This is a genomic window from Streptomyces sp. NPDC060064 (genome assembly GCF_042736455.1).
Classification (GTDB): domain Bacteria; phylum Actinomycetota; class Actinomycetes; order Streptomycetales; family Streptomycetaceae; genus Streptomyces.
In genome coordinates, this window is record NZ_JBHWWF010000042.1 from 36,814 (window position 1) to 61,681 (window position 24,868).

The following is a 24,868-nucleotide window of genomic DNA, read 5'->3' on the forward strand; positions in this document are numbered from 1 at the left end:
CCGGGCGGGACTACCAGGCTTAGCAGTGCGGCCCGTCTGCGACGGGATAGGGCACGAAGGTGCTGCTGTTCTCGTCGATGGTGAGCGGTCGGCCAAGAGGTGGCACGGCGCGTTGCGGGCAGTCGAGGCGTTCGCAGATCCGGCAGCCCATGCCGATGGGGGTGGCCGCGGAGGTGTTGTCGAGGTCGAGTCCGTCGGAGTAGACGAGCCGGGAGGCATGGCGGACCTCGCAGCCGAGGCCGATGGCGAACGTCTTGCCGGGCTCGCCCCATCCACCGCGGTGGCGGGTGACGGCGCGGGCAGTCCACAGGTAGCGCTGTCCGTCCGGCATGGCAGCGATCTGGACGTGGATCCGGCCGGGTGCGGCGAACGCCTCGTACACATTCCACAGCGGGCAGGTGCCGCCGGCCCGGGAGAAGTGGAAGCCGGTGGCGGACTGGCGCTTGGACATGTTGCCTGCCCGGTCGACCCGGACGAAGGAGAACGGCACACCGCGCAGGCGTGGCCGCTGAAGGGTACTGAGGCGATGGCAGACCGTCTCGTAGCCGAGGCCGAAGCGGTCGGTGAGGCGTTCGATGTCGTAACGGACCTCCTCAGCGGCACTGTGGAAGGCGCTGTACGGCAGGATCAGTGCGGCGGCGAAGTAGTTCGCGACACCGATCCGGGCGAGCGACCAGGTGGCGGAGCCCTCCGCGTAGTCCTCCGATGCGAGCGCGGACAGCTGGTCTCCGAACTCCAGCAGGGCGAGCTGGGTTGCCATGCGGAACGCCTGCTGGCCGGGGCGCAGTCGGTTGGACAGATGCAGCACCCGGGCGGCGGGGTCGAAGTGGTGCAGCCGGTCGGAATCCGTGGCCAAACGCACTCCATGCCGCTCGACGAGACGCGCGGAGAGCGCTTGCACCACCTCACCGGGGCGGACGCCGACACCACGGGCCAGTTCTTCGGCTGCGAGGTCGGTGTCATGGAGGTAGTTCTGCCGCCGGTAGAAGAACTCACGAATCTCCTCGTGCGGGGAGCGCGGCAGGGCCGGGTCCTCATTGCCGCGACCGTCGGCCGCCTCGGCCACCCGCTCGGCCAGGGCGTGGCTGCGCCGGCCGAGATCGAGCAGGACCGAGGCCACGGCCGGCATCCGGGATGCCAGTTCGGCGAGATCGGACGGCGACACCCGGGCAGCGGTGACCTCGTTCGCGAGCACTTCTCGCAGGTCGGCCACGAGTCTGCTGGTGTCACGCTCCGAGAAGAACCCCGGGTCGACGCCGAACGCCTCGGTCAGCCTCAGCAGCACCGGCACGGTGAGGGGCCGGGAGTCGTGCTCCATCTGGTTGAGGTAGCTGGGCGAGATTGCCAGGACGCGGGCCAGCTCCGCCTGGCTCATGCGCCGCTCCTCGCGCAGCCGCCGCAGCCGCGTTCCCGCGTACGTCTTGCTCATCCCGGCCCCTTCCGCCGCCCACAGCGTAAGCGCATAAGGCAGCTCGCGGATCTTTACAACCTTGGCAAGACAGCCAGTAAAGATTCGCAGAAGTTAGCAGACGGCCACGCTTGATGGCACTGAGTGCCACTGCCGGAGTCTGAGTGCGGCCCGCCGGACCCGGCGACCAAGCCGGCACTCCGAGCACGATTTCACGCCCTGACGTCGTACATCTCGGCTCCCGGCTCGCTCGCCCGGACGCATTGCTCACCGCTTCACCCACCGGGAGGGGCGGCGGGCCGCACCAAGGGAAGGTCACTCAGTGACATGCCTTACATGCTTCACAAGAACGATCTGATTTCACGCGACCCCGGGAGACGGTCATGGCGCAGGCAGGGACGACGACGGCGACGGCCGAGCAGCTGGCACAGCGATGGGCGACAGACCCGCGGTGGAAGGGCATCGAGCGCACCTACACCGCCGAGGAGGTCGTCCGGCTCGGCGGCAGCGTCCGTGAGGAGCACACCCTGGCCCGGCGCGGCGCCGAGCGGCTCTGGCGGCAGCTGCACGAGCAGGACTACATCCACGCGCTCGGCGCCCTGACCGGCGGCCAGGCTGTGCAGCAGGTGAAGGCCGGCCTGCAGGCCATCTATCTGTCGGGCTGGCAGGTCGCCGCCGACGCCAACCAGGCCGGTCACACCTACCCCGACCAGAGCCTGTACCCCGTCAACTCGGTGCCCCAGGTGGTGCGCCGGATCAACAACGCGCTGCTGCGCGCCGACCAGATCGCGACCGCCGAGGGCGGCGCGGACACCACGGACTGGCTTGCGCCGATCGTCGCCGACGCCGAGGCCGGCTTCGGCGGCCCGCTCAATGCCTTCGAGCTGACCAAGGCGATGATCGCCGCCGGTGCGGCCGGAATCCACTATGAGGACCAGCTGGCATCCGAGAAGAAGTGCGGCCACCTCGGCGGCAAGGTCCTCGTGCCCACCGCCCAGCACATCCGCACGCTCAACGCCGCCCGGCTGGCCGCGGACATCGCCGATGTGCCGACGCTGATTGTGGCTCGTACGGACGCGCTCGCCGCCAATCTGCTGACCAGCGATGTGGACGAGCGCGACGCGCAGTTCGTGACGGGGGAGCGCACCGCCGAGGGCTTCTACCGGGTGCAGAACGGCATGGCGCCGGTCATCGCTCGTGGTCTCGCCTACGCCCCGTACGCGGACCTCATCTGGGTCGAGACCGGCACCCCGGACCTGGCGCAGGCCCGCGAGTTCGCCGAGGCCATCCACGCCGAGCACCCCGACCAGATGCTGGCGTACAACTGCTCGCCGTCCTTCAACTGGAGGGCCGCCCTGGACGACGACCAGATCGCCAAGTTCCAGCGGGAGCTGGGCGCGATGGGCTACCGCTTCCAGTTCATCACCCTGGCCGGCTTCCACTCGCTCAACCACGGAATGTTCGACCTGGCCCGCGGCTACGCCGAGCACGGCATGACCGCCTATGTCGACCTGCAGGAGCGCGAGTTCGCCGCGCAGCAGCAGGGCTTCACCGCGGTCAAGCACCAGCGCGAGGTCGGCACCGGCTACTTCGACCTGGTCTCCACCGCCGTCAACCCCGCCTCCTCGACGACGGCGCTGAGCGGCTCCACCGAGGAAGAGCAGTTCCACTAAGCATCACAGGGAGGGCCGAGCCGGACCTCAACTCCCGGCTCGGCCCCGTCCAGTCAGCCCGTGTCCAGGTGAGCACCGTACGGCCCTTCCGTCCCGCACGCCCTCACCGCTCCGCTGAGGAGACCTGCATGTCAACCACTGCTCTGACCAGCACAGTCCAGGTCCTCGGTGCACCGGGTGACCGTCACGACGAGATCCTCACTCCCGCCGCGCTGGAGTTCATCGGCCGCCTCGACGCTGCCTTTGCCGGCCGGCGTTTCGAACTGCTCGCCGAGCGCCGACGCCGCACCGAGCGGATCGCCTCCGGTACCCCGCTCGACTTCTCGCGCGCCACCCCGGCCATCCGCACCGCCCCCGACTGGCGGGTCGCCCCGCCCGCGCCGGGCCTGACCGATCGCCGGGTGGAGATCACCGGCCCGCCCGAGCGGCGAATGACCGTCAACGCCCTCAACTCCGGCGCGAAGGTGTGGATGGCGGACTTCGAGGACGCCACCTCGCCCACCTGGGACAACATCATCGGCGGTCAGCTGAACCTGCTCGACGCCATCGAGCGCCGCATCGACTTCACCACACCGGAGGGCAAGGAGTACCGGCTCGGCGACGACCTGGCGACGATCATGGTCCGCCCACGGGGCTGGCACCTCACGGAGAAGCACCTCGTCGTCGACGGCCGCCCCGTCGCCGCGTCGCTCGTCGACTTCGGGCTGTATTTCTTCCACTGCGCACAGCGGCAGATCGAGGCCGGCCACGGCCCGTACTTCTATCTGCCCAAGCTGGAGAACCACTACGAAGCCCGCCTGTGGAACGACGTCTTCGTCCTCGCACAGGAACTGCTCGACATCCCCCGCGGCACCGTCCGCGCCACCGTCCTCATCGAGACCATCACCGCCGCGTTCGAGATGGAAGAGATCCTCCACGAGCTGCGCGAACACAGCGCCGGGCTCAACGCGGGCCGCTGGGACTACCTCTTCAGCCTGATCAAGAACCTTGGCCACCGCCCCGACTTCGTCCTCCCGGACCGGGCCAAGGTCACCATGACCGCGCCATTCATGCGCGCCTACACCGAACTGCTCGTACGCACCTGCCACAAGCGCGGCGCCCACGCCATCGGCGGCATGGCAGCCCACGTCCCCAGCCGCGACGCCCAGACCAACGAGGCGGCGCTCGCCAAGGTCCGGCTCGACAAGGAACGCGAGGCGGAGGACGGCTTCGACGGCTCCTGGGTCGCCCACCCCGGACTCGTGCCCGTCTGCCGTGACGTCTTCGACAGCGTCCTGGGCGACCGGCCCCACCAGATCGAGCGCACCCGCGACGACGTCGAGGTGACCGCCGACGACCTCGTTGCTGTCCGGCGCACCGCCGGACCGCCCACCTCCGAAGGCGTCCGCTCGAACATCGCCGTCGCCCTGCGTTACTTCGACGCCTGGCTGCGCGGCAGCGGCGCCGTCGCGCTGTACGGGCTGATGGAGGACGCGGCCACGGCAGAGATCGCCCGCTGCCAGATCTGGCAGTGGATACGCCACGGCCTCGTCGAGCGCGACACGGTGGTCGCGCTGCTGGACGACGAGATCGCCGCTCTCGGGGCGGAGTACCCCTGGGCCCGAGTGGACGAAGTCCGCGCGATCTTCGAACGCACCGCCCTGGCCAGGGACTTGCCGGCCTTCTTCACCGCCGACGCATACGCCCGCCACCTCGTTCGACGATCGGAAGTGCAGTCATGAACGGATCCCTCACCAGGGTCGGCGTGGTCGGCGGCGGCCAGATGGGGGCCGGCATAGCCGAGGTCTGCGCTCGCGCCGGGCTTGACACGGTGGTCTGCGAGGCGGATGCCACAGCGGCCCGCGGGGCCCGGGAACGTGTGGCGCTGTCCCTCGAACGCGCCGTCCAGCGCGGCAAGCTGGACCGGCTCTCCGCCGAAGACGCTCTGGCACGCCTTGTGTTCACCGGCAGCCTCGACGATCTGGCCGACCGGCAGCTCGTCGTCGAGGCCGTCGTCGAGAACGCCGACGCGAAGACCGAGGTCTTCGCGGCCCTGGACAAGGTCGTCGAGGATCCGGAGGCGATTCTGGCCACCAACACCTCGTCCATCCCGGTCATGCGCCTGGGCATGGCCACACACCGCGCCGACCGCGTCCTGGGACTGCACTTCTTCAACCCGGTGCCTGTCCTGCCGCTCGTGGAGGTCGTGGCATCTCTGCACACCGCACCCGAGGCGGTGACGGCAGTCGAGGAGTTCGCGACCGGCACGCTGGGCAAGACGGTGGTCCGCTCCCAGGACCGGGCCGGCTTCGTCGTCAACGCCCTGCTCATCCCGTATCTCCTCTCGGCGGTCCGCATGGCCGAGTCCGGCTTCGCCACCGCCGCCGACGTCGACGCGGGGATGGAGCTCGGCTGCGCCCATCCCATGGGGCCGCTCAAGCTGGCGGACCTGATCGGCCTGGACACTGTCGCGGCCATCGCGGAGTCGCTGTACGACGAGTTCAAGGAACCTCTCTACGCCCCGCCACCGCTGCTCCAGCGGATGGTCGAGGCGGGGCTGCTCGGCCGCAAGTCGGGCCGGGGGTTCCACACCTACGACCGGGGCTGAGGGGCCCGGGTTCGCCGCCGGGGCTGAGGGGCCCCGCGGCTGCTGCGGAGCGGGGCGCGGAGCGGTTTGACTGAGCTGCCCCGCGCCCTGCTGTGTTGCTCGTGCCTGAGCCACATGGCTCAGATCACCGTCCGGAATGTGAACAACTGTATTCGTACTCAAGGGCCGCCCTCTAGGCTGGCCGACGCAGCTGGTTCGTCCTGTCAGCCAGGCAGGAGCGTCGTAAGAGGGAACCCGGTGAAAATCCGGGACTGCCCCGCAGCGGTGAGCGGGAACGACCGCCGTCATACGCACTGGACCCGGCCGGGTCTGGGAAGCGACGGCCAGTAGGAGTCCGCCGGGAGACCGGCAGACGTGCCCGCGAGTCCGAAGACCTGCCCGTTGCCCGTACGCGACTCGATCGCGTGCGGAGATCCCGGTGACCTCGAGGGCGGGTCGGCGTACCTACCAGACGGACGGCCGCGCGCACGGCGCGAGACCGTGCCGTCCGGTTCGTCACCCCTTCGCGTTCTCTGCCCGTCGCCGGGTTCCACAGGAGACATACTCGCGAAGGAGAGTTCCGTGACCAGCTTGTCCACAGCCGCGGCAGCACGGGCCACCGTGTACGGCTACCCCCGTCAGGGCCAGAACCGTGAACTGAAGAAGGCCATCGAGGGCTACTGGAAGGGCCGCGTCACCGCCGCAGCCCTCCGGGAGACCGCCGCCGAGCTGCGCCGTGCCAACTGGCAGCAGCTCACCGAAGCCGGCATCCACGAGGTCCCGACCGGCGACTTCTCGTACTACGACCACGTCCTGGACACCAGCGTCATGGTCGGCGCGATCCCTGCCCGCCACCGTGCCGCCGTCGAGGCAGGCTCCCTGGACGGCTACTTCGCGATGGCACGCGGCACCCAGGACGTCGCGCCGCTGGAGATGACCAAGTGGTTCGACACCAACTACCACTACCTGGTCCCCGAACTCGGCCCCGACACCGTCTTCACCGCCGACTCCACCAAGCAGGTCGCCGAGCTCAAGGAAGCCATTGCGCTCGGTCACACCGCCCGGCCGGTGCTCGTCGGACCGGTCACCTATCTGCTGCTGGCCAAGCCCGCCCCCGGCGTTGCCGCCGACTTCGAGCCGATCACTCTGCTGGACCGACTGCTGCCGGTGTACGCCGAGGTGCTGTCCGACCTGCGGGCCGCCGGCGCCGAGTGGGTGCAGCTGGACGAACCCGCCCTTGTGCAGGACCGCACCCGCGCGGACCTGAACGCCGCGGCCCGTGCCTACCGCGACCTCGGTGGTCTCGACGACCGGCCCAAGCTGCTCGTCGCCTCCTACTTCGACCGGCTCGGTGAGGCCCTGCCCATCCTCGCCAAGGCCCCCGTCGACGGTCTCGCGCTGGACTTCACCGAAGCCGCCGCGGCCAATCTCGACGACCTGGCCGCGGTCGGCGGGCTGCCCGGCAAGCGCCTGGTCGCCGGAGTCGTCAACGGCCGCAACATCTGGATCAACGACTTCGAGAAGTCCCTGTCCACGCTGGGCACCCTGCTCGGCCTGGCCGGCCAGGTCGACGTCGCCGCCTCCTGCTCGCTGCTGCATGTCCCGCTCGACAGCTCCGCCGAGCGGGACATCGACCCGCAGATCGCCCGCTGGCTCGCCTTCGCCCGGCAGAAGACCGCCGAGATCGTCGCCCTCGCCCGCGGTCTCGCCCAGGGCACCGACACCATCGCAGCCGAACTCGCCGCCAACCGCGCCGATCTCAACTCCAGGGCGGGCTCGGCGATCACACGTGACCCGGCGGTGCGTGCCCGGGCAGCCGCGGTCACTGACACGGACGGCCGCCGCTCCCAGCCGTACCCCGAGCGGGCCGCCGCCCAGCGTGCCCACCTCGGCCTGCCGCTGCTGCCCACGACGACCATCGGCTCCTTCCCCCAGACGACCGAACTGCGCACCGCCCGGTCCGATCTGCGTGCGGGAAGGATCGACACCGCCGGCTACGAGGGGCGCATCGAGGCGGAGATCCGCGAGGTCATCTCCTTCCAGGAGAAGACCGGTATCGACGTCCTGGTGCACGGCGAGCCCGAACGCAACGACATGGTGCAGTATTTCGCCGAGCAGCTGACGGGGTATCTCGCCACTGAGCACGGCTGGGTCCAGTCGTACGGCACCCGCTACGTCCGCCCGCCGATCCTGGCCGGCGACATCTCACGCCCCGAACCGATGACGATCCGCTGGACGTCGTACGCCCAATCGCTCACCGACCGCCCCGTCAAGGGCATGCTCACCGGCCCCGTCACCATGCTCGCCTGGTCCTTCGTCCGCGACGATCAGCCGCTCGGCGACACCGCACGCCAGGTCGCCCTCGCCCTGCGCGACGAGGTCAACGACCTGGAGGCAGCGGGCAGTTCGGTGATCCAGGTCGACGAGCCCGCGCTGCGCGAAACCCTCCCGCTTCGGGCCGCCGACCACGGGGTGTACCTGGCCTGGGCGACGGAGGCGTTCCGCCTCGCCACAAGTGGCGTGCGCCCGGACACCCAGATCCACACCCATATGTGCTACGCCGAGTTCGGCGACATCGTCCAGGCCATCGACGACCTCGACGCCGACGTCATCAGCCTGGAGGCAGCCCGCTCCCACATGCAGGTCGCACGCGAACTCGCCGGTCACGGCTACCCGCGCGAGGCCGGCCCCGGCGTCTACGACATCCACTCCCCGCGCGTGCCCAGCGCTGACGAAGCAGCAGCCCTGCTCCGCAAAGGACTCAAAGCGATTCCGGCCGAACGTCTGTGGGTCAACCCGGACTGCGGCCTGAAGACCCGCGGCTGGGCGGAGACCAAGGCGTCCCTCGAGCACCTGGTTGCGGCGGCTCACGAGGTCAGGGCTGAGCTTCGGACTGAGGCTTCCTGACTCAAGGCGGGTGCCGGAGCGGGGGACCGATGGACCCCGCTCCGGCACCCGGACAGGGGGGTGACCGCCCAGGCGCCCCGTGCACGCCACACGACGAGCGATTGGGTGACACTCGTCCTGGGTCCACCTTCGGGTGCCGCCGCGGTCGCCGACCTGTTGTGACTTCTCCCACCTGCTCTTGCCGGAGCGAGGATGGCTTACCTACGTTCGGTCGCATGTCCTCCCATGGCCCCACCCTTCCTGGCGAACCGGACGAACCCGCCTCAGCGAGCAGGCCCGCGGCGGAGCGACCTGGCACCCCCGCACCGGTCGACTTCGCCGTCGACCTGGGCTCACACGAAATGCTCCGGCGGACTCACGTCCTGGCCGCTCTCGGCCCCGACTGGGACCCCGTCGCTGCACTGCGCGGTGAGGAAGAGGCGTACGAGCTGCTGTACTCCGGCCTCAGCGCGGAGCAGCAGCGCCTGTACGACGAGCTGGTCTCGGCCGGTGTGCTCCCGCGGAGAGGGGGCGGCCATGCTGCCGCTTGACCCGCAGGCCGACATCGGGCGCCGCGCCTGGGTGGCCTGTCCGAACTGCGACGACCGCCGCGGGTGCGCCACATGCGAGCAGGGGCGTACATGCTCCGAGCACTGGCGCTACCTGCTCTCCAACACCGGCAGCCTGCTCCACCTGCAGTGCCCGTCGTGCACCCACCTCTGGACACACGAGACCCATTTCGGCGCCACCCGCTCGCCCTGGGAGCGCATCACCCGCGGCCTGTGGCGACAGTGATCATTTAGTCATCGTGCACCATCTCGCCCCGAACGCCCGGCCCAGCGGCGCCAACGGGGCTTTGTCGTCCTTTCATGGCGCCGGCTGGTCGAGCGGACCATGGGCTGGATCATGCACGCCCGCCGGAACGTGCGACCCGTCGCACTGACTCTGCCGCAGCTGTCAGGAGAGCTGTTCGAGCAGTTCCTGCCGGTGTGCGGTGGCCCACGAGCCGAGATGGACGGGCTCTCGGCCGAGCAGGTCCTGGACCGTGCTGGTGGTGACGGCGGAGTAGTCCATGCGGCCCTCGTAGGTCTGTCGCGCCCAGATCAGCGTGCTCGCCGCGTACGCGGCGTCCATGTTGGCGGGCGCGGTGTTCAGCCCCGCATCGATCATGCGCTGCAGATCGTCCGGGGTCAGGACCAGCGCGGGGATCTCTCGTCCGAGGGCGGCGGAGAGGGCCTCGGCCACCTCGGCACCGTTGAGGAGATCGGCGGACAGGTAGTAATCCTTGCCCGCGTGCGTCTCGGGGCCTTCGGCCAGGACCTTGGCCACGACCGCTGCGATGTCGTCGCCGGCGATCCAGCCGACCTGTTTGTCGCCCATGGGCCACACCATCTGGCCGTCCCGCAGCCGGTTGATGCCCAGCAGGTTCTCCATGAACACGTGCGGATGCACATTCGCCCAGGCCAGCTTGGAGCCTGCGATGTAGCGCTCCACCAGTTCGTGCCACGCGAAGTGCGGGTCGGTGGAGCGTTTGTCGCTGAACACGCCCAGGTGCACCACGAAGCTGACGCCGGCGTCCTCGGCGGCATCCGCCAGGGTCTTGGTCTGGTGGTTCATCGCCGAGGTGTAGCCGGTCATCAGGAATACCCGCTCGATGCCCTCCAGCGCGCCGGGGAAGGTGTCGGGGTCATCGAGATCGATACGGACCGCATCCTTTCCCTCCTTGATCCACTGCTCGACGGTCGCCTTGCTGCGTGAAGCACGCACCGGGACCACTTGGCCGGGTGTCGCCTCCAGCGCCTTCACGACCGCCGCCCCGATGCGGCCGGTGGCCCCGAGGACCAGCACCCGCGGGGTGTCTGCGTTCGGCATCTGTCTCTCCTTGCCCTCATACGAAAGTAATCACTTCTGTATGACGCGATAGTGATTGCTGTCGTATGCTCTGTCAAGGCGACGCGAGACCGGAGGAAGAATTGTGCGCACCTGGGCCGAGAACGACCCCAAAGCGCGCCTGATGGCGCGCAAGCGCGAGGCGATCATCAATGCCGCCCTCGCGGCCTTCCTCGAAGAGGGGTACGGCGGAAGCTCGGTCAACCGCATCGCCGCGAGCGCAGGCGTGTCCATCACCACCCTGTACCGGCATTTCGAGAGCAAGGACGATCTCTTCGTTGCCGTCATCCAGGAGGCCTGCGACACCTCCGCGCGGGCCGCGGACCCGGACTGGCTGAAGCTGCCGCCCGTGGAAGGCCTGACGGAAGCGGGCTGTGAGCTTCTCCAACACATCCTGTCCGAGCAGCAGTTGGCGCTGTTCACGGTGGTGGCCCGGGACGCGCAGCGCTTTCCCGAGCTCGGCCGCCGCTACCAACAGGAGATCATCGGCGACCGTATAGCCCTGTTCACGCGACACCTGTCCCACTGGCCGACCGAGCTGCGCGCCAGGATCAGCGACCCCACACGGGCCGCGCACATCTTCTCCGCCCTCCTCCAGGCAGAGATCGTGGACACCGCCCTGCTCGGCGGACCGGTCCCCGACACGGCCGCCATCCGAATCCGCTCCCACCAGGCCGCGAACGACCTGCTGGCCCTTGCCGAGGCCGGACGGCTGTGAGCCGACGACGGAATCACCGCGAGCGCGAGCCGCAGACGGTCGCCGGGCTGGTGTAGGAGCCGTGCGACAGCGTGCGTTGACGCGATCGTGAACAACTGACGAAGAGTCAGATGCCATGCCGACTGGTCCCTTTGGCCACCATCACCGACCAACGTCGTTCGCCCGCGTACTCGGAGCGCAAGGTGGCGTGCAGGACGTCCAGGTCGGTGCCGGTGGCCACCCGTGGCCCGGTCTGCCGTGTGCTGTATTCCGGTCGCGTCGTCGATGATCTCCGACGCACGCGGTTGAGCACCGCGACGTCGGCCGGCCGGCGGGTCTGCGCACCCGCCTGGAGTTTCCGGGTCCCGTTCCCGGCGTCCGGTTACTGGGAGTCCGGGCTGTCCTCCTACGCTGCGAGGAGATCCGCCCAGCAGGTGATCCCGCCGGTATGGGCGCGTATGCCATAGCGTGCCGACAGAGCGGTGACAATGGCGATTCCCCGGCCGTGCTCGTCCGGGGCAGCCCACTGCCTGGCTGGGAGCGCGCTTCCCGCGTCGGTGACTTCGACGCGCAAGGCTCTGCGTTCGTCGACGCGGACCCACGACAAACGCACCGTCGCCGGTGGCAGGGCGTGGACGAGCGCATTGGTCAGCAGCTCCGAGACCACCACGAGCGCATCCATGGTGACGTCCGGGGAGAGGCCCCACTCCGCGAGCACCGCGCGGACACGTCCGCGTACGACCGAGACAGCCCCCGGGGTATGCGGCACGGGACAGAAATGTTCGACTGCCTCGCGGGCCACCGTGCTGAGCTGAGCCGCCATGTGCCCTCCTCGGCGTAGCGCTGCCGGCGGGACGCCGACCTCAACGCACGCTAGGGAGCGATGTGAGGCCGGTCAATCAACAGCGGTCGGCATTACCGAACGGTCTACGTGGATCCTGAAAAATCCCCCTTTATGCGCCATCCGAGACCGGCAAAGGCGGGCATAGAATCGCTTTATGGCCGGTCCGGTCCAGTCCATCGAACGGGCGGCGGCAATTCTGCGCCTGCTCGCGGGCGGCCCGCGTCGGCTAGGACTGGGCGAGGTGGCCGCGTCGCTGGGCCTGGCGAAGGGCACCGCCCACGGCATTCTGCGCACCTTGCAGCACGTAGATTTCGTGGAGCAGGACGCGGCCACGGGAAAGTACCAGCTCGGGGCGGCGCTGCTCCACCTCGGCACCAGTTACCTCGACGTCAACGAGTTGCGGTCGCGCTCCATCAACTGGGCCGACGCCCTGGCCGCCCGCAGCGGGGAGGCAGTCCGCCTGGGCACCCCCCTGGAGGGCAGGGTGCTCATCGTCCACCACGTCTTCCGGCCGGACGACACGCTCCAGACCCTGGACGTGGGCGCGCTGCTGCCGCTGCACGCCTCCTCGCTCGGCAAGGTCCTGCTGGCCTTCGGCACCGCGACCGTGGAGGCGGCGCTCGACGCCGGGCTGGATGCGTACACCCGGCACACCCTGGTCGTCCCGGAGGAGCTCAGCCGAGCACTCGCCGAGATCCGGGAGATCGGATGGGCGGCCGAGGTTCAGGAGATGAGCATGGGTGAGGCCGGAGTCGCCGCGCCCATCCGGGGGCACGGGGGTCTCGTGGTGGGCTCCATCGGTGTGTCCGGCCCGATCGAGCGGGTCTGTGATGCCCAGGGCCGGCCTCAGCTGGCCCTGATCACCCTGCTCCGTGAGGCCGCACGGGCGATCTCCAGAGACCTGGGGGCGGCCCGCTGGTAGGTCCTCCCACCACCGAATCCTCGACGCATCGGAAGGCGGTCCGGATCATGGTTGAACGGTATGTGATGTCCATTGACCAGGGCACCACCTCCACCCGTTGCATCCTGTTCGACCACCGTGGGCGGTTGGTGTCGGTGGCCCAGCGCGAGCACCAGCAGTATTTCCCGAGGCCCGGCTGGGTCGAGCACGACGCCGTCGAGATCTGGCGCAATCTGCGGCGCGTTGTGCCCGAGGCCCTGTCCGGCGTCGGCGCCGCCGGTGGAGAGGTCTCCGCCCTGGGTATCGCGAACCAGCGCGAGACCACGGTGCTCTGGGACCGACGGACAGGCACCCCGCTGGGGAGAGCGATCGTCTGGCAGGACACCCGCACCGCTCCGCTCGTCGAGGACCTGAGCAACGACCCCGGCGACGACTTCTTCCTGGACCGCTGCTGCCTGCCGCCCTCGACCTATTTCTCCGCGCCACGGATCCGCTGGCTGTTCGACCACGTCGCGGGGCTGGAACAGCGAGCCCAGGACGGCGAGGTGCTGTTCGGCACGATGGAGACCTGGCTGATCTGGAACCTCACCGGCGGGACGGCCGGCGGTCAGCACATCACCGACGCCACCAACGCCAGTCGCACGATGCTCATGAACATGCGCACGCTCACCTGGGACGAGGAACTGCTGGGGTTCTTCGGGGTCCCCCGCGCCATGCTGCCCGAGATCCGGTCCTCGGCGGAAAGCTACGGTGAGGACCGCTCGGTCCTACCGGGCATCCGCATCGCGAGCGCGCTCGGCGATCAGCAGGCTGCACTCTTCGGGCAGACGTGCTTCTCCCCGGGCGAGGCGAAGTGCACGTACGGGACCGGCAGCTTCCTGATGCAGAACACCGGCACTGACGTTGTACGGTCCCGGAACGGGCTTCTCACCACCGTCGCGTACAAGATCGCCGACCAGCCCGCGGTCTACGCGCTGGAAGGCCCGATCGCCGTCACCGGCTCGCTGGTCCAGTGGTTCCGTGACCGTCTGGGACTGATCAGCAGCGCGCCGGAGATCGAGACCCTCGCGCGCACCGTCGAGGACAACGGCGGCTGCTACATCGTCCCGGCGTTCTCCGGTCTCTTCGCGCCCCACTGGCGCAGCGACGCACGCGGTGTCATCGTCGGCCTCACCTCGTACATCACCAAGGGGCACCTGGCCCGAGCTGCGCTGGAAGCCACCGGCTGGCAGACGCGTGAGGTCGTCGACGCCATGAACGCCGACTCCTCGCTGACCCTGAATGAGCTCAAGGTCGACGGCGGCATGACATCCGACAACCTGCTCATGCAGATCCTGGCCGACGTCCTCGACGTGCCCGTGGTGCGGCCCATGGTCGCCGAGACCGTCTCGCTGGGCGCCGCCTACGCCGCCGGGCTGGCCGTCGGCTACTGGTCGGACCTGGAAGTCCTGCGCCGCAACTGGCACCGGGCGGGCCAGTGGCTGCCCGACATGGACTCCGCGCGGCGCGAATCGGAATACGAGAACTGGCAGCGGGCCGTCGAGCGATCGCTGGGGTGGATCCAACCGTCGACCCGCCCTTGATGCGCAAGCCATTACGCATTGTGACCGAGGCTCAGTTGTGCAGCGACCCCGCTCCGATGCCTCGCGCGGAGCGCCGCCGGTGCCGGTGCCGGCGTGGTCAAGCCCTGCCGTGTGCCTTCTGCGAGAGGTGCGACAGCGAGTCGAGGGCCACGGCGGCGAGCAGCACACCACCGGTGATCACGGATTGCATCGGCGTCGGGATGCCCAGCAGAACCATTCCCGACGCGATGGACTGGATGACGAGTATGCCGAGCAGGACGGACCAGGTTGTACCTCGGCCGCCGAACAGGCTGACGCCGCCGATGACGGCTGCGGCGACGGCGTTGATCAGCAGGATGCTGGAGCCCGAGGTCTGGCCCACCGCGGCGACGCGTGAGGCCAGGAAGAGCCCGCCGACAGCGGCCAGTGTCCCGGACACCATGAACGCCGAGATCCGCAACCACACCACGCTGATGCCGGCTCGGCGGGCTGCCTCGGCGCCCCCGCCGATGGAGAAGATCTTCCGCCCGTAGAACGTACGGCGAAGGACGAAGTCGAGGCCGACGACGAAGGCCAGGAAGATCAGAAGAGCGAGCGGCAGGCCCTGGAAGCGGTTCAGGATGTAGGCGGCGGCGAACGCGACCAGTGCCACCGCGCCCGTGCGCACGGCGATGACACTGAGCGGCCGGGACCGCACGCCGGCGGCCCTGCGGCGGCGTGCGTCCCGGTAGGACGCGAGGAAGAACGCGGCCACGCTGAGCGCCGCCAGCCCGTACGCGACTGCCGCGTCGTGGAAGTAGTAACTGGTCAGCGCGTGGATCAGGCCCTGCTCGTGGAGGTTGATGGTGCCGCTCGAGCCGAGGATGTAGAGCATGAGGCCGTTCCAGGCCAGCAGCCCCGCCAGGGTGACGACGAACGCCGGTATGCCGATCCTGGCCGAGAAGAATCCCTGAACGGCTCCGATCGCCGCCCCGACGAGCATGGCGGCGACGATCGCCAGCCACTCCGGCAGGTCGTTGTGCACGTTCAGTACGGCGAACACCGCCGCCGTGAGCCCGCTGACGGAGGCGACCGACAGGTCCACCTCGCCGAGCAGCAGCACGAAGGCGATGCCGAGGGCGATCATGCCCGTGCCGACGATGTCCACGCTGAGGTTGGACAGGTTGCGGGGCGACAGGAACTGCTGGTGAAGGCTCTGGAAAACGGTCCAGAGCACGACGACGCAGATGATGCCGGGCAGCGATCCGAGTTCGCCGCTGCGCAGCTTGCGGGTGAAATCGCCGACGTAGCTCCTGAAACCGGTCTCGCCGCCCGCTGCCCGGCGCTCGTCGACGGCTGTGGGCACGGCACCGGCCGAATCGCCGCCCGCCCCGGTGGGACCGAGATTCTCGGATGCCCGTGTCCTGTTCACATCGCTCCCTCCCACGCCCGGTCGCGATGGGTTAGGGCGTTGTCGGTGGCGCCGGTGATGGAGGAGACGATCTGCTCCTGGGACGTGGTCGGCACGCTGAAGAAACCATTGTTGCGACCGAGGTGCAGCACCGCGACCCGGTCCGCGACGGCCTTGACGTCACCCAGGTTGTGGGTGACGAGGAGAACGCCGACCCCGCGTTCGCGCAGCCGGTCGATCAGGTCGAGGAAATGGATGGTCTGCCTGACGCCCAGCGCAGCGGTTGGTTCATCGAGGATGAGCATCTTGGGTTCGCTGAGAAGAGCGCGCGCGATCGCGACCGTCTGGCGTTGGCCCGCGGAGAGGGAGGCGACGGGGACGCGGACGCTGGGGATACGTATGGAGAGGGTGTCCAGCAGGTCCAGTTCCCCGGCCCGGCGCTCCATGGACACCTCGTCGAGGATTCCGGTCCTGCCGATCTCGTGGCCGAGGAAGAGGTTGCCGACGACATCGAGGGTTTCGCACAACGCGAGGTCCTGGTAGACGCCGGCGATGCCCAGGTCTTGGGCATCGCGGGGGCGAGTGATCCGGACGGGACGGCCGTTCCACTCGATGACACCCTCGTCGGCGGAGGCGACGCCGGTGATCACCTTGATGAGGGTGGACTTGCCCGCGCCGTTGTCGCCCACCAGGGCGACGACTTCTCCGGCATGGATCTCCAGCTCGACGTCCGTGAGTGCCCAGACAGCGCCGAACCGTTTGCTGACTCCGCGCAGCGCCAGCAGGGGTGTGCTCCGCACATGAACCACCTCCTTTGTCCGTCCCGTCTCTCCCGGCCGGTTGATGCCGCACGACGTGCGGGAGGTGCGGCGTCGGGCGGCCTATCCGGTGAGTCCGGCCTTCCGGCAGGCGGCTTCGATCGTCGGAGTGCAGATCTGGCTGACCGTGTAGAGACCGCTCTTGACGAGCGTGTCCTTGATCGTGCCGACGGTTACGGGGACGAGGGGGCCCAGGACGGCCGGAATGTCCTTGCTTGTGTCATTGCTGACACGGTCCGTCGCGATGGTGTCGAGCTTCTCGCCACGGCCCAGGGCGACGGCCATCTCGGCGGCGGCGTTGGCCTCTGCTTCGAAGGACTTGTAGACGGTGACGTACTGCTCGCCCTTGACGATCCGCCGCACGGCCGAGAGGTCGGCGTCCTGGCCGGTGACGGGCGGCAGCGGCCTGATACCGGCGGCCTTGAGCGCGGTGACCGCGCCACCCGCGAGCCCGTCGTTGGCCGACAGAACGCCGTCGATCCTGTCCGCGCCCAGCTCGGCGATGGCGGCCGACATGTTCCTGAACGCGTTCTCCGGAATCCACTCGGCGGTGTAGTACGACCTGCCGATCTTCGTCTTGCCCTTGAGCGCGGAGAGTGCGCCCCTCATCAGGTCTCTCGTGTTCGGGTCGGTGGGGTCACCGTTCATCATCACGATCTGGCCGCCGCGTGCCTTGGGACCCATCGCTTTGAGGAGCTCCTCGGCCTGGATCCTGCCGATCTCCTCCGAGTCGTAGCCGGAGTAGGCCGAGATGGGGCCCTCGGCGAGGCGGTCGTAGGAGACCACCGGGACGTGCGCGTCGCGGGCCCTGGTGATCGAGGAGCGGAGCGCCTTGTCGTCGACGGGATCCAGGATCAGGACCTTGGCACCGTCCGCGATCATGGATTCGATCTGCTGCTGCTGAGTGGCCACGTCCGCCGAGGCATAGGCGTGGGTCACCCTGCAGTCGGGGCACAGCGCCTTGACCTTCTCCACGATCAGGGGCTTGTCGGCGGTCGCCCAGCGAGCGGTGTGAGTGTCCGGGAGCAGCAGCCCGATCGTGAAGCCGCCCTTGCCGGAGGTTCTCCCGCCCGCGTCCTCGCCTGCCTCGCCGACCGCCCCGCAGGCAGCGAGACCGGCGAGCGTGCACGCCGCTGTCACGGCGACGACAGCACGACGTCTCATGAGGCTGTGCACCGTCTGGAGCCGAACCGACATAACCCCCAATGTATGAGAAAACCTGAAACAGTGACGGCCGGACGATGCGGCAGGCCCCGCGCGGAGGCAGAGCGATCACGACCCGCAGGTCGCGCGGATCGCGGGTGAAGTGCCGTGTTCCTTCGTACAGACACCGGGGCCGTCGGCGGCGGGATCCGGCGCGTAGTGGCCGCCGGACGCGGCGCGCAGCTCTACGCAGCACCGGCCCGGGCGGGGGGCCAGAACCGCGTCGATCCCGGTGGCCTCCAGTCCGGTGAGGAAGGCGTGGTTGATCCCGCACACCAGCTCGGGGGAGCGGGCGGCGAGGGGGTGGAAGGGGAAGTTGACCAGCCGCAGCTCGGTGGGGGCTTCGCGGTGGGGCTCGAAGCCGTGCTGCTCCAGCATGGCCTCGCTGAGGGTGAGGGAGCGTTCGGGTCCCAGCCGGCCCGGACGGCTGCGGGCGCGTTCGGCGGCTCCTAGTTCCTCGCCCCGGTGGCGGGCCGTGCGGAGCGCGGCAGACCGCCCGTCCTCACCCGGCAGAGGCACTGACGGCCCGTCCGATCTTGATCCAACGGCCGATCATCACCGCCGATGATGGAACGGCGGTGATGGCACGGACACCGGAGTCGGTCCGGTCGGTCCTGCCGTAGCTCCGGCCCGACGCCCGACGGGGCCCCAGGCCGGCAGCCGTCCCCACGCCGCCGAGGAACGGCCGGGTCGAGATGCGGCGGATCCCCGGCAGCGCGTAGCTTATTTAGGTAAGGCTTACCTCGCCCACTGTCGCGCGGCCAGTCCCTGCGCAGCCCTACCTGGAACGGCCATGTCCGATTCGCAGATCGCTCTGCTCGGTGCTGTCGCCGGGTTCACCATTTATCTCGGCTTGCCCATCGGCCGCCTGCGCAGTCCCGCATCCCGGCTGAGGGCGGGGCTCAACGCGGTTGCCATCGGCATCCTGCTCTTCCTGCTCTGGGACGTCCTCAGTGCAGCCTGGGAGCCCACCGACGCCGCGCTGAGCGAGAATCACTGGGCAACAGCGGCCACCGGCGGCTCGGTGCTCACCGCCGGCCTCGCCGTCGGCCTGTGCGGCCTTGTGTACTACGACCGCTGGAGTGTGCGCCGCCGGGCTTCCGCCGCGGCTTCGTCCCGGAGCCCGGGGGCGGCAACCGCAACCGAACTGGTCCACCCGGCCCGCTCGCGAGCCGCAAGCCTCGCCTTCATGATCGCCACTGGCATCGGCCTGCACAACTTCGCGGAAGGCCTGGCCATCGGCAACTCCGCCGCGCGGGGCGAGATCTCACTGGCCGTCCTGCTGGTCATCGGTTTCGGCCTGCACAACGCGACCGAGGGCTTCGGCATCGTCGCCCCGCTGGCCGCCGAGGGAGAGCGACCCTCGTGGGGCACCCTTGCACTGCTCGGCCTGATCGGCGGCGGTCCCACCTTCGTGGGCACCTTGGTCGGCCAGCAGGTGGTCAACGAAACCCTCGGCATCGCCTTCATGGGCCTGGCCGCCGGATCCATCCTCTACGTGGTCATCGAGCTGCTCGCCGTGGTTCGTCGAGCTGCCATGAAGGAGCTGACCACCTGGATGATCCTGCTGGGCCTGCTGCTCGGCTTCGCCACCGACGCCCTGGTCACCGCCGCCGGCGTGTGAACCCCCGCGGCTCAGCTCTCCGGCTGCTCGATCAACTGGGCGAGGTAGAGCGGCTCACCCAGCTTCTCGATCAGATCCAGCTGGGTGTCGAGGTAGTCGATGTGCTGTTCCTCGTCGGCAAGAATCGTCTCGAAGAGGTTCGCCGAGGTGATGTCGCCCTTGGCCCGCATGACCTCGGTGCCGCGCTTGAGGCGGTCGATCGCTTCGACCTCGACTTCGCGGTCCGCCCGGAACATCTCGGTGACCGTCTGTCCCACTCGCACATGAAAGAGCCGCTGGTAGTTCGGCAGGCCGTCCAGCAGGAGGATCCGGTCGGTCAGGACCTCCGCGTGGTTCATCTCTTCGAACGACTCGCGCCGGGTATGTGCGGCAAGCTTGGTCCAGCCGAAGTTCTCCTGCATCTTGGCGTGCAGGAAGTACTGATTGATCGCGGTCAGCTCGGCGGTCAGCTGCTCGTTGAGGAACTCCATGATCTCGGGGTCGCCCTGCATGGCTCGCCTCCCTGCTCCTGGCCGGGTGGGCACGGAGAGACGCCGCACCGCGGCCGCCTGCATACGGACATCGTTTCACCGGACAAGTCCGACTTCCAGGAAGGGCACACTTACCCGGGACCTCGCGCGCAACGGCCATCAGATGGTTCACATGTGGCCGGAGGGGGCGTGGGAGGCGACGGGGGCGCAGGCGGCGGCGATGCCGGCGGGGTCTCGGCGGGGGATGGTGTCGCTGACCGGACTTCCTTTGTCTCAAGGCATGGGAGCAGCGTGAACTACCGCCGGCTCTTTCAGGGAGTGACGAGGGCGAGCCCGCTGTTCCAGCGGCCACGGTGTGATGTACCGGACGTTCCAGCGGCCACCGCGCGATGTAAAGGAGAACGCGGACAGGGGCGGCACATCGAGATGCCAGAAGGCTTTTGCCGGCGCGGACAAAGCATGGACGAGCAAGGCCCGGACAACGGCTGGTTCGGTGATGGCCAATGCGCGGCCCGTGTCGGGCGGCACACTGCTCAGCCAGTCCGCGATTCGGTGGCAGAGCTGGCGTACGGACTCGCCGCCATGCGGCGCGGCATCCGGGTCGGTGAGCCAGGCGGTGAACCCGTGGGGGTCGGTGGTGGCGACCTCGTCGATTGTGCAGCCGCGCCACGTGCCGTAGTCGAAGTCGCGCAGCGCGGGTTCGAGTGTTGACTCCAGGCCGAGGGCGTCCGCGATCTGCGCGCAGCGGGAGGAAGGCGCACGGATGGCCAGCGGGTACGGAGGGAGCGCTGCTCCGGCGGCGGCTGCCTCGCGTAGACCGCGCTGACTCAAGGGGCCGTCACCGAAGAGCACGTCCCTGCCGGTGTCCCCGGTTGTTGCAGACAGAAATGTCAGTCGGACTGTCATGCGGCTGACCTCCTTCATGGCCCGGCATGACGCCGGATGGGTGTGAGATCTTCGAAAACCTGGGACCGAGGGGAGTCGGGGGAGGTTGTGTCCAGTAGAGGCTCTTGGAGGGTTTCGTTGTCCGCCGCCGGTCAGTTGATGAGGCGGGCGGGTGTGGTGGCGGCGTGCAGCATGTATTCGAGCGGTCCGCGCCGGAAGAACCGTGTCCAGACGAGGGCCAGCAGCATGGCGGCTGCGACGAAGCCGAGGAGGACTGGTAGGGCAGCGGAGTCCGGCAGGTCGTCGGTGCCCAGGGCCTTGATGGCGAGGATGTGGCCGACGTAAGCGGTCAGGGACATCGAGCCGAGCGCGATGACGGGCGGGGCCAGCCACCACAGGCGCGTCGACCGGTCCGCGGCGATGAGGCAGGCGGCCAGGACCACGAGGGCGACGCCGGTGTTGCCCAGGATGGACCATGTCGTCTGGCTGTGCGGCGCGGCAACGAGCAGCCAGTCAGGAGTGCTGGTGGTGGGGTCGCCGACGGTGTCGGACCACCAGGCCGATGCGGCCGACCCGCCGTCCGTGGTCGCGCTCACGGTGGCCTGCGCGCCCGGGACCAGGTGCAGGGCCAGCCATGAGCCTCCGTAGCCGAGCACGGCCAGCGCGCCGCCGGACAGGGCGACATTGGCGCGTACGTCGGGCCGGTTGAGGTCGAGCCGGGCCACCGCCATTCCGGCGATGATGAAGGGCAGCCAGGTCAATACCGGGTACTCGCCGGTGATGAACAGCTCGACGATCCCGTCCGAGCCGGTGATGCGGGCCAGCGGATCCTGGGCGATGACGGCATCGGTCCAGCTTCCGCCTTCGGCCGCAGCCCGAAGCGGGTACAGGACCTGGGGCATGACGAGCGCGGTCGACGCGGCGATGACGGCCAGAGTGACCGCCCGCAGCCGGTACAGCGGAAGGGCGAGGACGAAGAGCAGTCCGTAGCAGGCAAGGATCACGTCGACCGGGGTGTCCAGGGCGGTCAAGGCGTATCCCAGGACGATCAGCACGGCGGAGCGGATCAGTACCCTGCCCACGGCCTGCCGTCCCGCTCGCCCGGTCCTCGGCTGCGGCCGGCCGGTGAGGAGGACCAGGGAGAACCCGGCAAGCAGAGCGAACAGGGCAGCGGACCTGCCACGGGCCACCTCCATCACCCAGCCCAGCGGGCCGCCCACTGACGGTTCGGGACCGACGTGGGCCGCGTACATGCCGAGGATCGCCAGACCGCGCGCCAGGTCGAGACCGATCAGCCGCCCTGTTGACGGCGCAAGGGAGGGGGAGCGGCCTGCCTCGGCCGCGGGTGCCACCTCGGACGCCGCTACATGGTGCGTCATGTGCTCAAGAGTCGGAGAAGCTCCCGGTCATAACCATCCCGCAGGTGTCCGGACCGCCCCCGCCGACTGGCTGGCGCACCCCTGCCGCCTGGCCGGATTCGGTGTCGGGCACCCGCAGGGCGTCCCTCGGCATGGTACGAATCGGACAGTGGTCCGATGGCGAGTGGAGCACGTGTGATCCGGGTAATGGTGGTCGACGACGAGGCCCTGATCCGTACGGGCTTTCAGCACATCCTCGACGCGGCGGACGGCATCGAGGTCGTGGCGACGGTTCCTGGCGGCCAGGCGGTCCGGACGGCGCAGCGGATACGTCCCGACCTCGTGCTGCTGGACGTCCGGATGCCGGACGTGGACGGACTCACCGTCCTGTCCGCCCTCCGTCGGCTGCCGCGCCCTCCGGTGGTGGCCATGCTCACGACGTTCGACATGGACGAGTACGTGGCAACGGCACTTCGCTCGGGCGCCGCCGGCTTCCTGCTCAAGGACACCGACCCCGAGGAACTGCCGTTCCTGGTGCGGACCCTGGCCGACGGCGGCACCGTACTGTCGTCCAAAGTCACCCGGACGGTCGTGGACGGCTACCTCGAGGCCGGCTCCCAGGAACCCGCCGCCCACAGTCTTGACCGGCTGACCGACCGCGAGCGCGCCGTACTCGTCCTCATCGCCGAAGGACTGTCCAACAGCGACATCGCCACGCGGATGCACCTGAGCACCGGCACGGTCAAGGACCATGTGAGCGCCATCCTCACCAAGCTGGAGGTGGGCGGCCGCGTCCAGGCCGCCCTGCTCGCCGAACGGGCCGGCCTTCTCAGGCCGCCGCGGGAGCAGGAGGGGGGATGATCCCCCGCCGCGTGACCGCCCCGCTGCTGGACGCCGCCCTCGTCGCGGTCGCGCTGCTCGATGTCTGGGTCAATGTCCACATCGACGAGCCGCTACGCCTGGCCTGCGCCCTGGCCGCCGCCTTCTCGCTTCTGTTGCGCCATCGCCTGCCGCTGCTCACCTTCCTGCTCACCCTGCCCGCCGTCCTGCTCTCCGACGCGACCTTCGCCGCGCTGGCCGCGCTGTACACACTTGCCTCGCTCACCCGAAGCCGCACCCTGCTGGTCATCTGCGCCGTGACGTTCACGATCGGCGACATGACCTCGTGGCCGTCACCGAACTTCGACCTGTCGAACACCTCGACCTGGATCACGCTGGGCTACACCGCGGCGACGGCGGCCGCTCCCGTCTTCCTCGGCCAGCTCGTCCAGACCCGGCGTGATCTGTCGCTGCGGCTCGCCGAAATCTCCGAGGCGCGTGACCACGAGCGGCTGCTGACCGCCCAGAGCGCGCTGGCCAAGGAGCGCGCGCAGCTCGCCCGGGAGATGCATGACGTGGTCTCTCACCAGGTCAGCCTGATTGCGGTGCGGGCCGGAGCGCTCCAGGTCGGCACCCGGGACGCCGAAGTCAAAGAGGCCGCAGCCACGATCCGGCGGCTGAGCGTACAGACCCTGGACGAACTGCGGCACATGGTCAGCGTCCTGCGCGCCTCCGGGGGCCGCCCCACTGAGCTCACCCCCCAGCCGTCCCTGGCCGACCTCCGGCAACTGGTCGACAGCAGCGGCATCGAGGCCGAGCTCCGGACGGATCTGCCCGACGGCCTTCCGCCGACCGTGCAGCGCGCCATCTACCGCACCGTCCAGGAAGCGCTGACCAACGTACGCAAGCACGCCCCCGGCGCCACCGCGAGTGTTCGCATGGGCCACGAGGGCGGCGCCGTCCGTGTCACGGTCACCAATACCGCACCGACCCGGCCCGCTCTCCCTCTGCCCAGTGCGCACTACGGCCTGGTCGGCCTGGGGCAGCGCGCCGCGCTCCTCGGTGGAACTGTCACCTTCGGCCCGACGGCCGACGGCGGCTACGAACTCCGCCTGGAGCTTCCGGCCGAAGGCACATCGTGACCAGGTGAGTGCAAGACGTATGAGGCGATTCAGGTGGGGCGCGGTGGTGGAACGGCCCCGGGTGCGGCCGGTCGGACTTCGTCGCGGACGAGGTCGACGACCTGGTCGGCGATCATGTCGAGGATGCCCGCCGCGGCTGTGTCATCGCCGAGAACGAGGAAGTTCAGGGTGAGTCCGTCGGTCATGACGGCCAGATAGCGCGCCAACACGGGGACGGGTACGCGGAGTTCGAACTTCATGCTGTGGCGGAGCTGTTCGATGAGTTCGGTGTAGGTGTCGGAGTACAGCTCGTACTGCCGCCGTGCCAGATGTTCGAATCCCGGCTGACGCAGGGCGTACTGCGTGAGTTCGTAAGTGAGCATGTGCTCCCCGGGGTTGGCGGACACATGCTCCCAGTAGGCATGGAATCCCGCCCGGATGGTCTCCCGAAGGGTGGCCTTCGGCCGGATCGCCTCCTTCACCACCGTGACGTAGTGATCGGTGATCGCCGCGATGACTGACTCGAGCAGGGCCTGCTTGGAGTCGAAGCAGTAGTGGAAGACGCTCAGCGAGACGCCCGCCTCGGCGGCGATGGACCGGGTCGTCGTCCTGGAGACACCGTCGCGCGTCATCGCGCGGATCGCTGCCTCGATCAGCTGTCGGCGCCGCTCGGCCGACGGCATCCGTGCCATGTGGTTCCCTTCGGTCTTGTGTCGCGGCGAGGCACGCGGCCGGGGCCGGCCGGATCAGGAG

General features: G+C 69.2%; 23 protein-coding genes, 1 pseudogene and 1 riboswitch. Of the genes and pseudogenes, 13 read left to right on the top strand and 11 right to left on the bottom strand.

What is annotated here, in order from left to right; all coding sequences use genetic code 11:
- Positions 1–19: 19 nt before the first annotated feature.
- Positions 20–1,429: a short-chain fatty acyl-CoA regulator family protein gene (locus ACFWDI_RS34865; protein WP_385310287.1), complete on the bottom strand. Its 1,410-nt coding sequence runs from the start codon at positions 1,427–1,429 to the stop codon at positions 20–22.
- A 362-nt stretch (positions 1,430–1,791) separates the two neighbouring features.
- On the opposite strand from ACFWDI_RS34865, the gene aceA reads away from it, so the two are divergent.
- The 6 genes from aceA (at position 1,792) to ACFWDI_RS34895 (ending at position 9,328) form a co-directional block, all read left to right on the top strand.
- Positions 1,792–3,081 carry an isocitrate lyase gene (gene aceA / locus ACFWDI_RS34870; protein WP_385310289.1) on the top strand — a complete coding sequence of 430 codons (1,290 nt, stop codon included), beginning with the start codon at positions 1,792–1,794 and terminating at the stop codon, positions 3,079–3,081.
- Between the two features lie 128 nt (positions 3,082–3,209).
- Positions 3,210–4,802 (top strand): malate synthase A, encoded by a 1,593-nt coding sequence (gene aceB / locus ACFWDI_RS34875; protein WP_385310292.1) that lies wholly within the window; start codon positions 3,210–3,212, stop codon positions 4,800–4,802.
- On the top strand, positions 4,799–5,668 hold the full coding sequence (locus ACFWDI_RS34880; RefSeq protein ID WP_385310294.1) for a 3-hydroxybutyryl-CoA dehydrogenase: 870 nt from the start codon (positions 4,799–4,801) through the stop codon (positions 5,666–5,668). Before aceB ends, ACFWDI_RS34880 begins: the two co-directional genes overlap by 4 nt.
- A 174-nt stretch (positions 5,669–5,842) precedes the next feature.
- Positions 5,843–6,065, top strand: a riboswitch (cobalamin riboswitch).
- Positions 6,066–6,229: 164 nt separating this feature from the next.
- A complete protein-coding gene (metE, locus tag ACFWDI_RS34885) occupies positions 6,230–8,554 on the top strand; it encodes a 5-methyltetrahydropteroyltriglutamate--homocysteine S-methyltransferase (RefSeq protein ID WP_385310296.1) in 2,325 nt (774 codons plus the stop codon).
- A 215-nt stretch (positions 8,555–8,769) separates the two neighbouring features.
- Positions 8,770–9,084: a DUF6400 family protein gene (locus ACFWDI_RS34890; protein WP_385310298.1), complete on the top strand. Its 315-nt coding sequence runs from the start codon at positions 8,770–8,772 to the stop codon at positions 9,082–9,084.
- Positions 9,071–9,328: a hypothetical protein gene (locus ACFWDI_RS34895; RefSeq protein WP_385310300.1), complete on the top strand. Its 258-nt coding sequence runs from the start codon at positions 9,071–9,073 to the stop codon at positions 9,326–9,328. The genes ACFWDI_RS34890 and ACFWDI_RS34895 overlap by 14 nt, the downstream gene beginning before the upstream one ends.
- Before the next feature lie 162 nt (positions 9,329–9,490).
- Here the strand turns inward: ACFWDI_RS34895 and ACFWDI_RS34900 are convergent, their stop codons facing one another.
- Positions 9,491–10,405 (bottom strand): NmrA family NAD(P)-binding protein, encoded by a 915-nt coding sequence (locus ACFWDI_RS34900; RefSeq protein WP_385310302.1) that lies wholly within the window; start codon positions 10,403–10,405, stop codon positions 9,491–9,493.
- 103 nt (positions 10,406–10,508) lie between these two features.
- On the opposite strand from ACFWDI_RS34900, the gene ACFWDI_RS34905 reads away from it, so the two are divergent.
- On the top strand, positions 10,509–11,141 hold the full coding sequence (locus ACFWDI_RS34905) for a TetR/AcrR family transcriptional regulator (protein ID WP_385310304.1): 633 nt from the start codon (positions 10,509–10,511) through the stop codon (positions 11,139–11,141).
- A gap of 385 nt (positions 11,142–11,526) precedes the next feature.
- Here ACFWDI_RS34905 and ACFWDI_RS34910 read toward each other — a convergent pair whose 3' ends face one another.
- On the bottom strand, positions 11,527–11,943 hold the full coding sequence (locus tag ACFWDI_RS34910; protein ID WP_385310306.1) for an ATP-binding protein: 417 nt from the start codon (positions 11,941–11,943) through the stop codon (positions 11,527–11,529).
- A gap of 175 nt (positions 11,944–12,118) precedes the next feature.
- On the opposite strand from ACFWDI_RS34910, the gene ACFWDI_RS34915 reads away from it, so the two are divergent.
- Positions 12,119–12,886 (top strand): IclR family transcriptional regulator, encoded by a 768-nt coding sequence (locus ACFWDI_RS34915; protein ID WP_385310308.1) that lies wholly within the window; start codon positions 12,119–12,121, stop codon positions 12,884–12,886.
- A 47-nt stretch (positions 12,887–12,933) separates the two neighbouring features.
- On the top strand, positions 12,934–14,448 hold the full coding sequence (gene glpK / locus ACFWDI_RS34920; RefSeq protein ID WP_385310310.1) for a glycerol kinase GlpK: 1,515 nt from the start codon (positions 12,934–12,936) through the stop codon (positions 14,446–14,448).
- Between the two features lie 97 nt (positions 14,449–14,545).
- Here the strand turns inward: glpK and ACFWDI_RS34925 are convergent, their stop codons facing one another.
- The 4 genes from ACFWDI_RS34925 to ACFWDI_RS34940 all read right to left on the bottom strand — a co-directional run bounded on the left by ACFWDI_RS34925 (position 14,546) and on the right by ACFWDI_RS34940 (position 18,357).
- Complete coding sequence (locus ACFWDI_RS34925) at positions 14,546–15,838, bottom strand: sugar ABC transporter permease (protein WP_385310312.1); 1,293 nt, start codon at positions 15,836–15,838, stop codon at positions 14,546–14,548.
- Positions 15,835–16,626, bottom strand: coding sequence for an ATP-binding cassette domain-containing protein (locus tag ACFWDI_RS34930; RefSeq protein WP_385310314.1), 792 nt, complete (start codon positions 16,624–16,626; stop codon positions 15,835–15,837). The genes ACFWDI_RS34925 and ACFWDI_RS34930 overlap by 4 nt, the downstream gene beginning before the upstream one ends.
- 72 nt (positions 16,627–16,698) lie before the next feature.
- Positions 16,699–17,799 (bottom strand): sugar ABC transporter substrate-binding protein, encoded by a 1,101-nt coding sequence (locus tag ACFWDI_RS34935; protein WP_385310316.1) that lies wholly within the window; start codon positions 17,797–17,799, stop codon positions 16,699–16,701.
- A gap of 108 nt (positions 17,800–17,907) precedes the next feature.
- Entirely contained in the window at positions 17,908–18,357 is a 450-nt protein-coding gene (locus tag ACFWDI_RS34940; protein ID WP_385310318.1) for a hypothetical protein, read from the bottom strand.
- Between ACFWDI_RS34940 and ACFWDI_RS34945 the strand changes: the two are divergent.
- Together ACFWDI_RS34945 and ACFWDI_RS34950 are read left to right on the top strand one after the other, a co-directional pair.
- Positions 18,354–18,461 (top strand): annotated as a pseudogene (locus ACFWDI_RS34945) (arsenate reductase family protein); the annotation flags it as partial. The gene ACFWDI_RS34940 and the pseudogene ACFWDI_RS34945 overlap by 4 nt on opposite strands.
- Before the next feature lie 170 nt (positions 18,462–18,631).
- Positions 18,632–19,462, top strand: a complete 831-nt coding sequence (locus ACFWDI_RS34950) for a ZIP family metal transporter (RefSeq protein ID WP_385310320.1) — start codon at positions 18,632–18,634, stop codon at positions 19,460–19,462.
- An 11-nt stretch (positions 19,463–19,473) separates the two neighbouring features.
- Here the strand turns inward: ACFWDI_RS34950 and bfr are convergent, their stop codons facing one another.
- The 3 genes from bfr to ACFWDI_RS34965 all read right to left on the bottom strand — a co-directional run bounded on the left by bfr (position 19,474) and on the right by ACFWDI_RS34965 (position 22,196).
- Positions 19,474–19,953 (bottom strand): bacterioferritin, encoded by a 480-nt coding sequence (gene bfr, locus ACFWDI_RS34955; RefSeq protein ID WP_385310322.1) that lies wholly within the window; start codon positions 19,951–19,953, stop codon positions 19,474–19,476.
- Between the two features lie 252 nt (positions 19,954–20,205).
- Positions 20,206–20,838, bottom strand: a complete 633-nt coding sequence (locus ACFWDI_RS34960; RefSeq protein ID WP_385310324.1) for a histidine phosphatase family protein — start codon at positions 20,836–20,838, stop codon at positions 20,206–20,208.
- 131 nt (positions 20,839–20,969) lie between these two features.
- Complete coding sequence (locus ACFWDI_RS34965) at positions 20,970–22,196, bottom strand: DUF418 domain-containing protein (RefSeq protein ID WP_385310326.1); 1,227 nt, start codon at positions 22,194–22,196, stop codon at positions 20,970–20,972.
- Between the two features lie 174 nt (positions 22,197–22,370).
- On the opposite strand from ACFWDI_RS34965, the gene ACFWDI_RS34970 reads away from it, so the two are divergent.
- Both ACFWDI_RS34970 and ACFWDI_RS34975 read left to right on the top strand, forming a co-directional pair.
- A complete protein-coding gene (locus ACFWDI_RS34970) occupies positions 22,371–23,036 on the top strand; it encodes a response regulator (RefSeq protein ID WP_385310333.1) in 666 nt (221 codons plus the stop codon).
- Positions 23,033–24,136: a sensor histidine kinase gene (locus ACFWDI_RS34975; RefSeq protein ID WP_385310328.1), complete on the top strand. Its 1,104-nt coding sequence runs from the start codon at positions 23,033–23,035 to the stop codon at positions 24,134–24,136. Before ACFWDI_RS34970 ends, ACFWDI_RS34975 begins: the two co-directional genes overlap by 4 nt.
- A 29-nt stretch (positions 24,137–24,165) precedes the next feature.
- On the opposite strand, the gene ACFWDI_RS34980 is transcribed toward ACFWDI_RS34975, so the two are convergent.
- Positions 24,166–24,807 carry a TetR/AcrR family transcriptional regulator gene (locus tag ACFWDI_RS34980; RefSeq protein ID WP_385310330.1) on the bottom strand — a complete coding sequence of 214 codons (642 nt, stop codon included), beginning with the start codon at positions 24,805–24,807 and terminating at the stop codon, positions 24,166–24,168.
- Positions 24,808–24,868 lie beyond the last annotated feature (61 nt).

Excerpts from the sequence above, each read along its gene's own strand:
- aceB (WP_385310292.1), top strand. The coding sequence starts at position 3,210 with ATGTCAACCACTGCTCTGACCAGCACAGTCCAGGTCCTCGGTGCACCG.
- aceA (WP_385310289.1), top strand. The coding sequence starts at position 1,792 with ATGGCGCAGGCAGGGACGACGACGGCGACGGCCGAGCAGCTGGCACAG.
- ACFWDI_RS34975 (WP_385310328.1), top strand. The coding sequence starts at position 23,033 with ATGATCCCCCGCCGCGTGACCGCCCCGCTGCTGGACGCCGCCCTCGTC.
- ACFWDI_RS34900 (WP_385310302.1), bottom strand. The coding sequence starts at position 10,405 with ATGCCGAACGCAGACACCCCGCGGGTGCTGGTCCTCGGGGCCACCGGC.
- ACFWDI_RS34980 (WP_385310330.1), bottom strand. The coding sequence starts at position 24,807 with ATGGCACGGATGCCGTCGGCCGAGCGGCGCCGACAGCTGATCGAGGCA.
- ACFWDI_RS34880 (WP_385310294.1), top strand. The coding sequence starts at position 4,799 with ATGAACGGATCCCTCACCAGGGTCGGCGTGGTCGGCGGCGGCCAGATG.
- ACFWDI_RS34865 (WP_385310287.1), bottom strand. The coding sequence starts at position 1,429 with ATGAGCAAGACGTACGCGGGAACGCGGCTGCGGCGGCTGCGCGAGGAG.
- ACFWDI_RS34910 (WP_385310306.1), bottom strand. The coding sequence starts at position 11,943 with ATGGCGGCTCAGCTCAGCACGGTGGCCCGCGAGGCAGTCGAACATTTC.
- ACFWDI_RS34965 (WP_385310326.1), bottom strand. The coding sequence starts at position 22,196 with ATGACGCACCATGTAGCGGCGTCCGAGGTGGCACCCGCGGCCGAGGCA.
- ACFWDI_RS34950 (WP_385310320.1), top strand. The coding sequence starts at position 18,632 with ATGTCCGATTCGCAGATCGCTCTGCTCGGTGCTGTCGCCGGGTTCACC.
- bfr (WP_385310322.1), bottom strand. The coding sequence starts at position 19,953 with ATGCAGGGCGACCCCGAGATCATGGAGTTCCTCAACGAGCAGCTGACC.
- ACFWDI_RS34890 (WP_385310298.1), top strand. The coding sequence starts at position 8,770 with ATGTCCTCCCATGGCCCCACCCTTCCTGGCGAACCGGACGAACCCGCC.
- ACFWDI_RS34935 (WP_385310316.1), bottom strand. The coding sequence starts at position 17,799 with ATGAGACGTCGTGCTGTCGTCGCCGTGACAGCGGCGTGCACGCTCGCC.
- ACFWDI_RS34915 (WP_385310308.1), top strand. The coding sequence starts at position 12,119 with ATGGCCGGTCCGGTCCAGTCCATCGAACGGGCGGCGGCAATTCTGCGC.
- ACFWDI_RS34960 (WP_385310324.1), bottom strand. The coding sequence starts at position 20,838 with ATGACAGTCCGACTGACATTTCTGTCTGCAACAACCGGGGACACCGGC.
- glpK (WP_385310310.1), top strand. The coding sequence starts at position 12,934 with ATGGTTGAACGGTATGTGATGTCCATTGACCAGGGCACCACCTCCACC.
- ACFWDI_RS34895 (WP_385310300.1), top strand. The coding sequence starts at position 9,071 with ATGCTGCCGCTTGACCCGCAGGCCGACATCGGGCGCCGCGCCTGGGTG.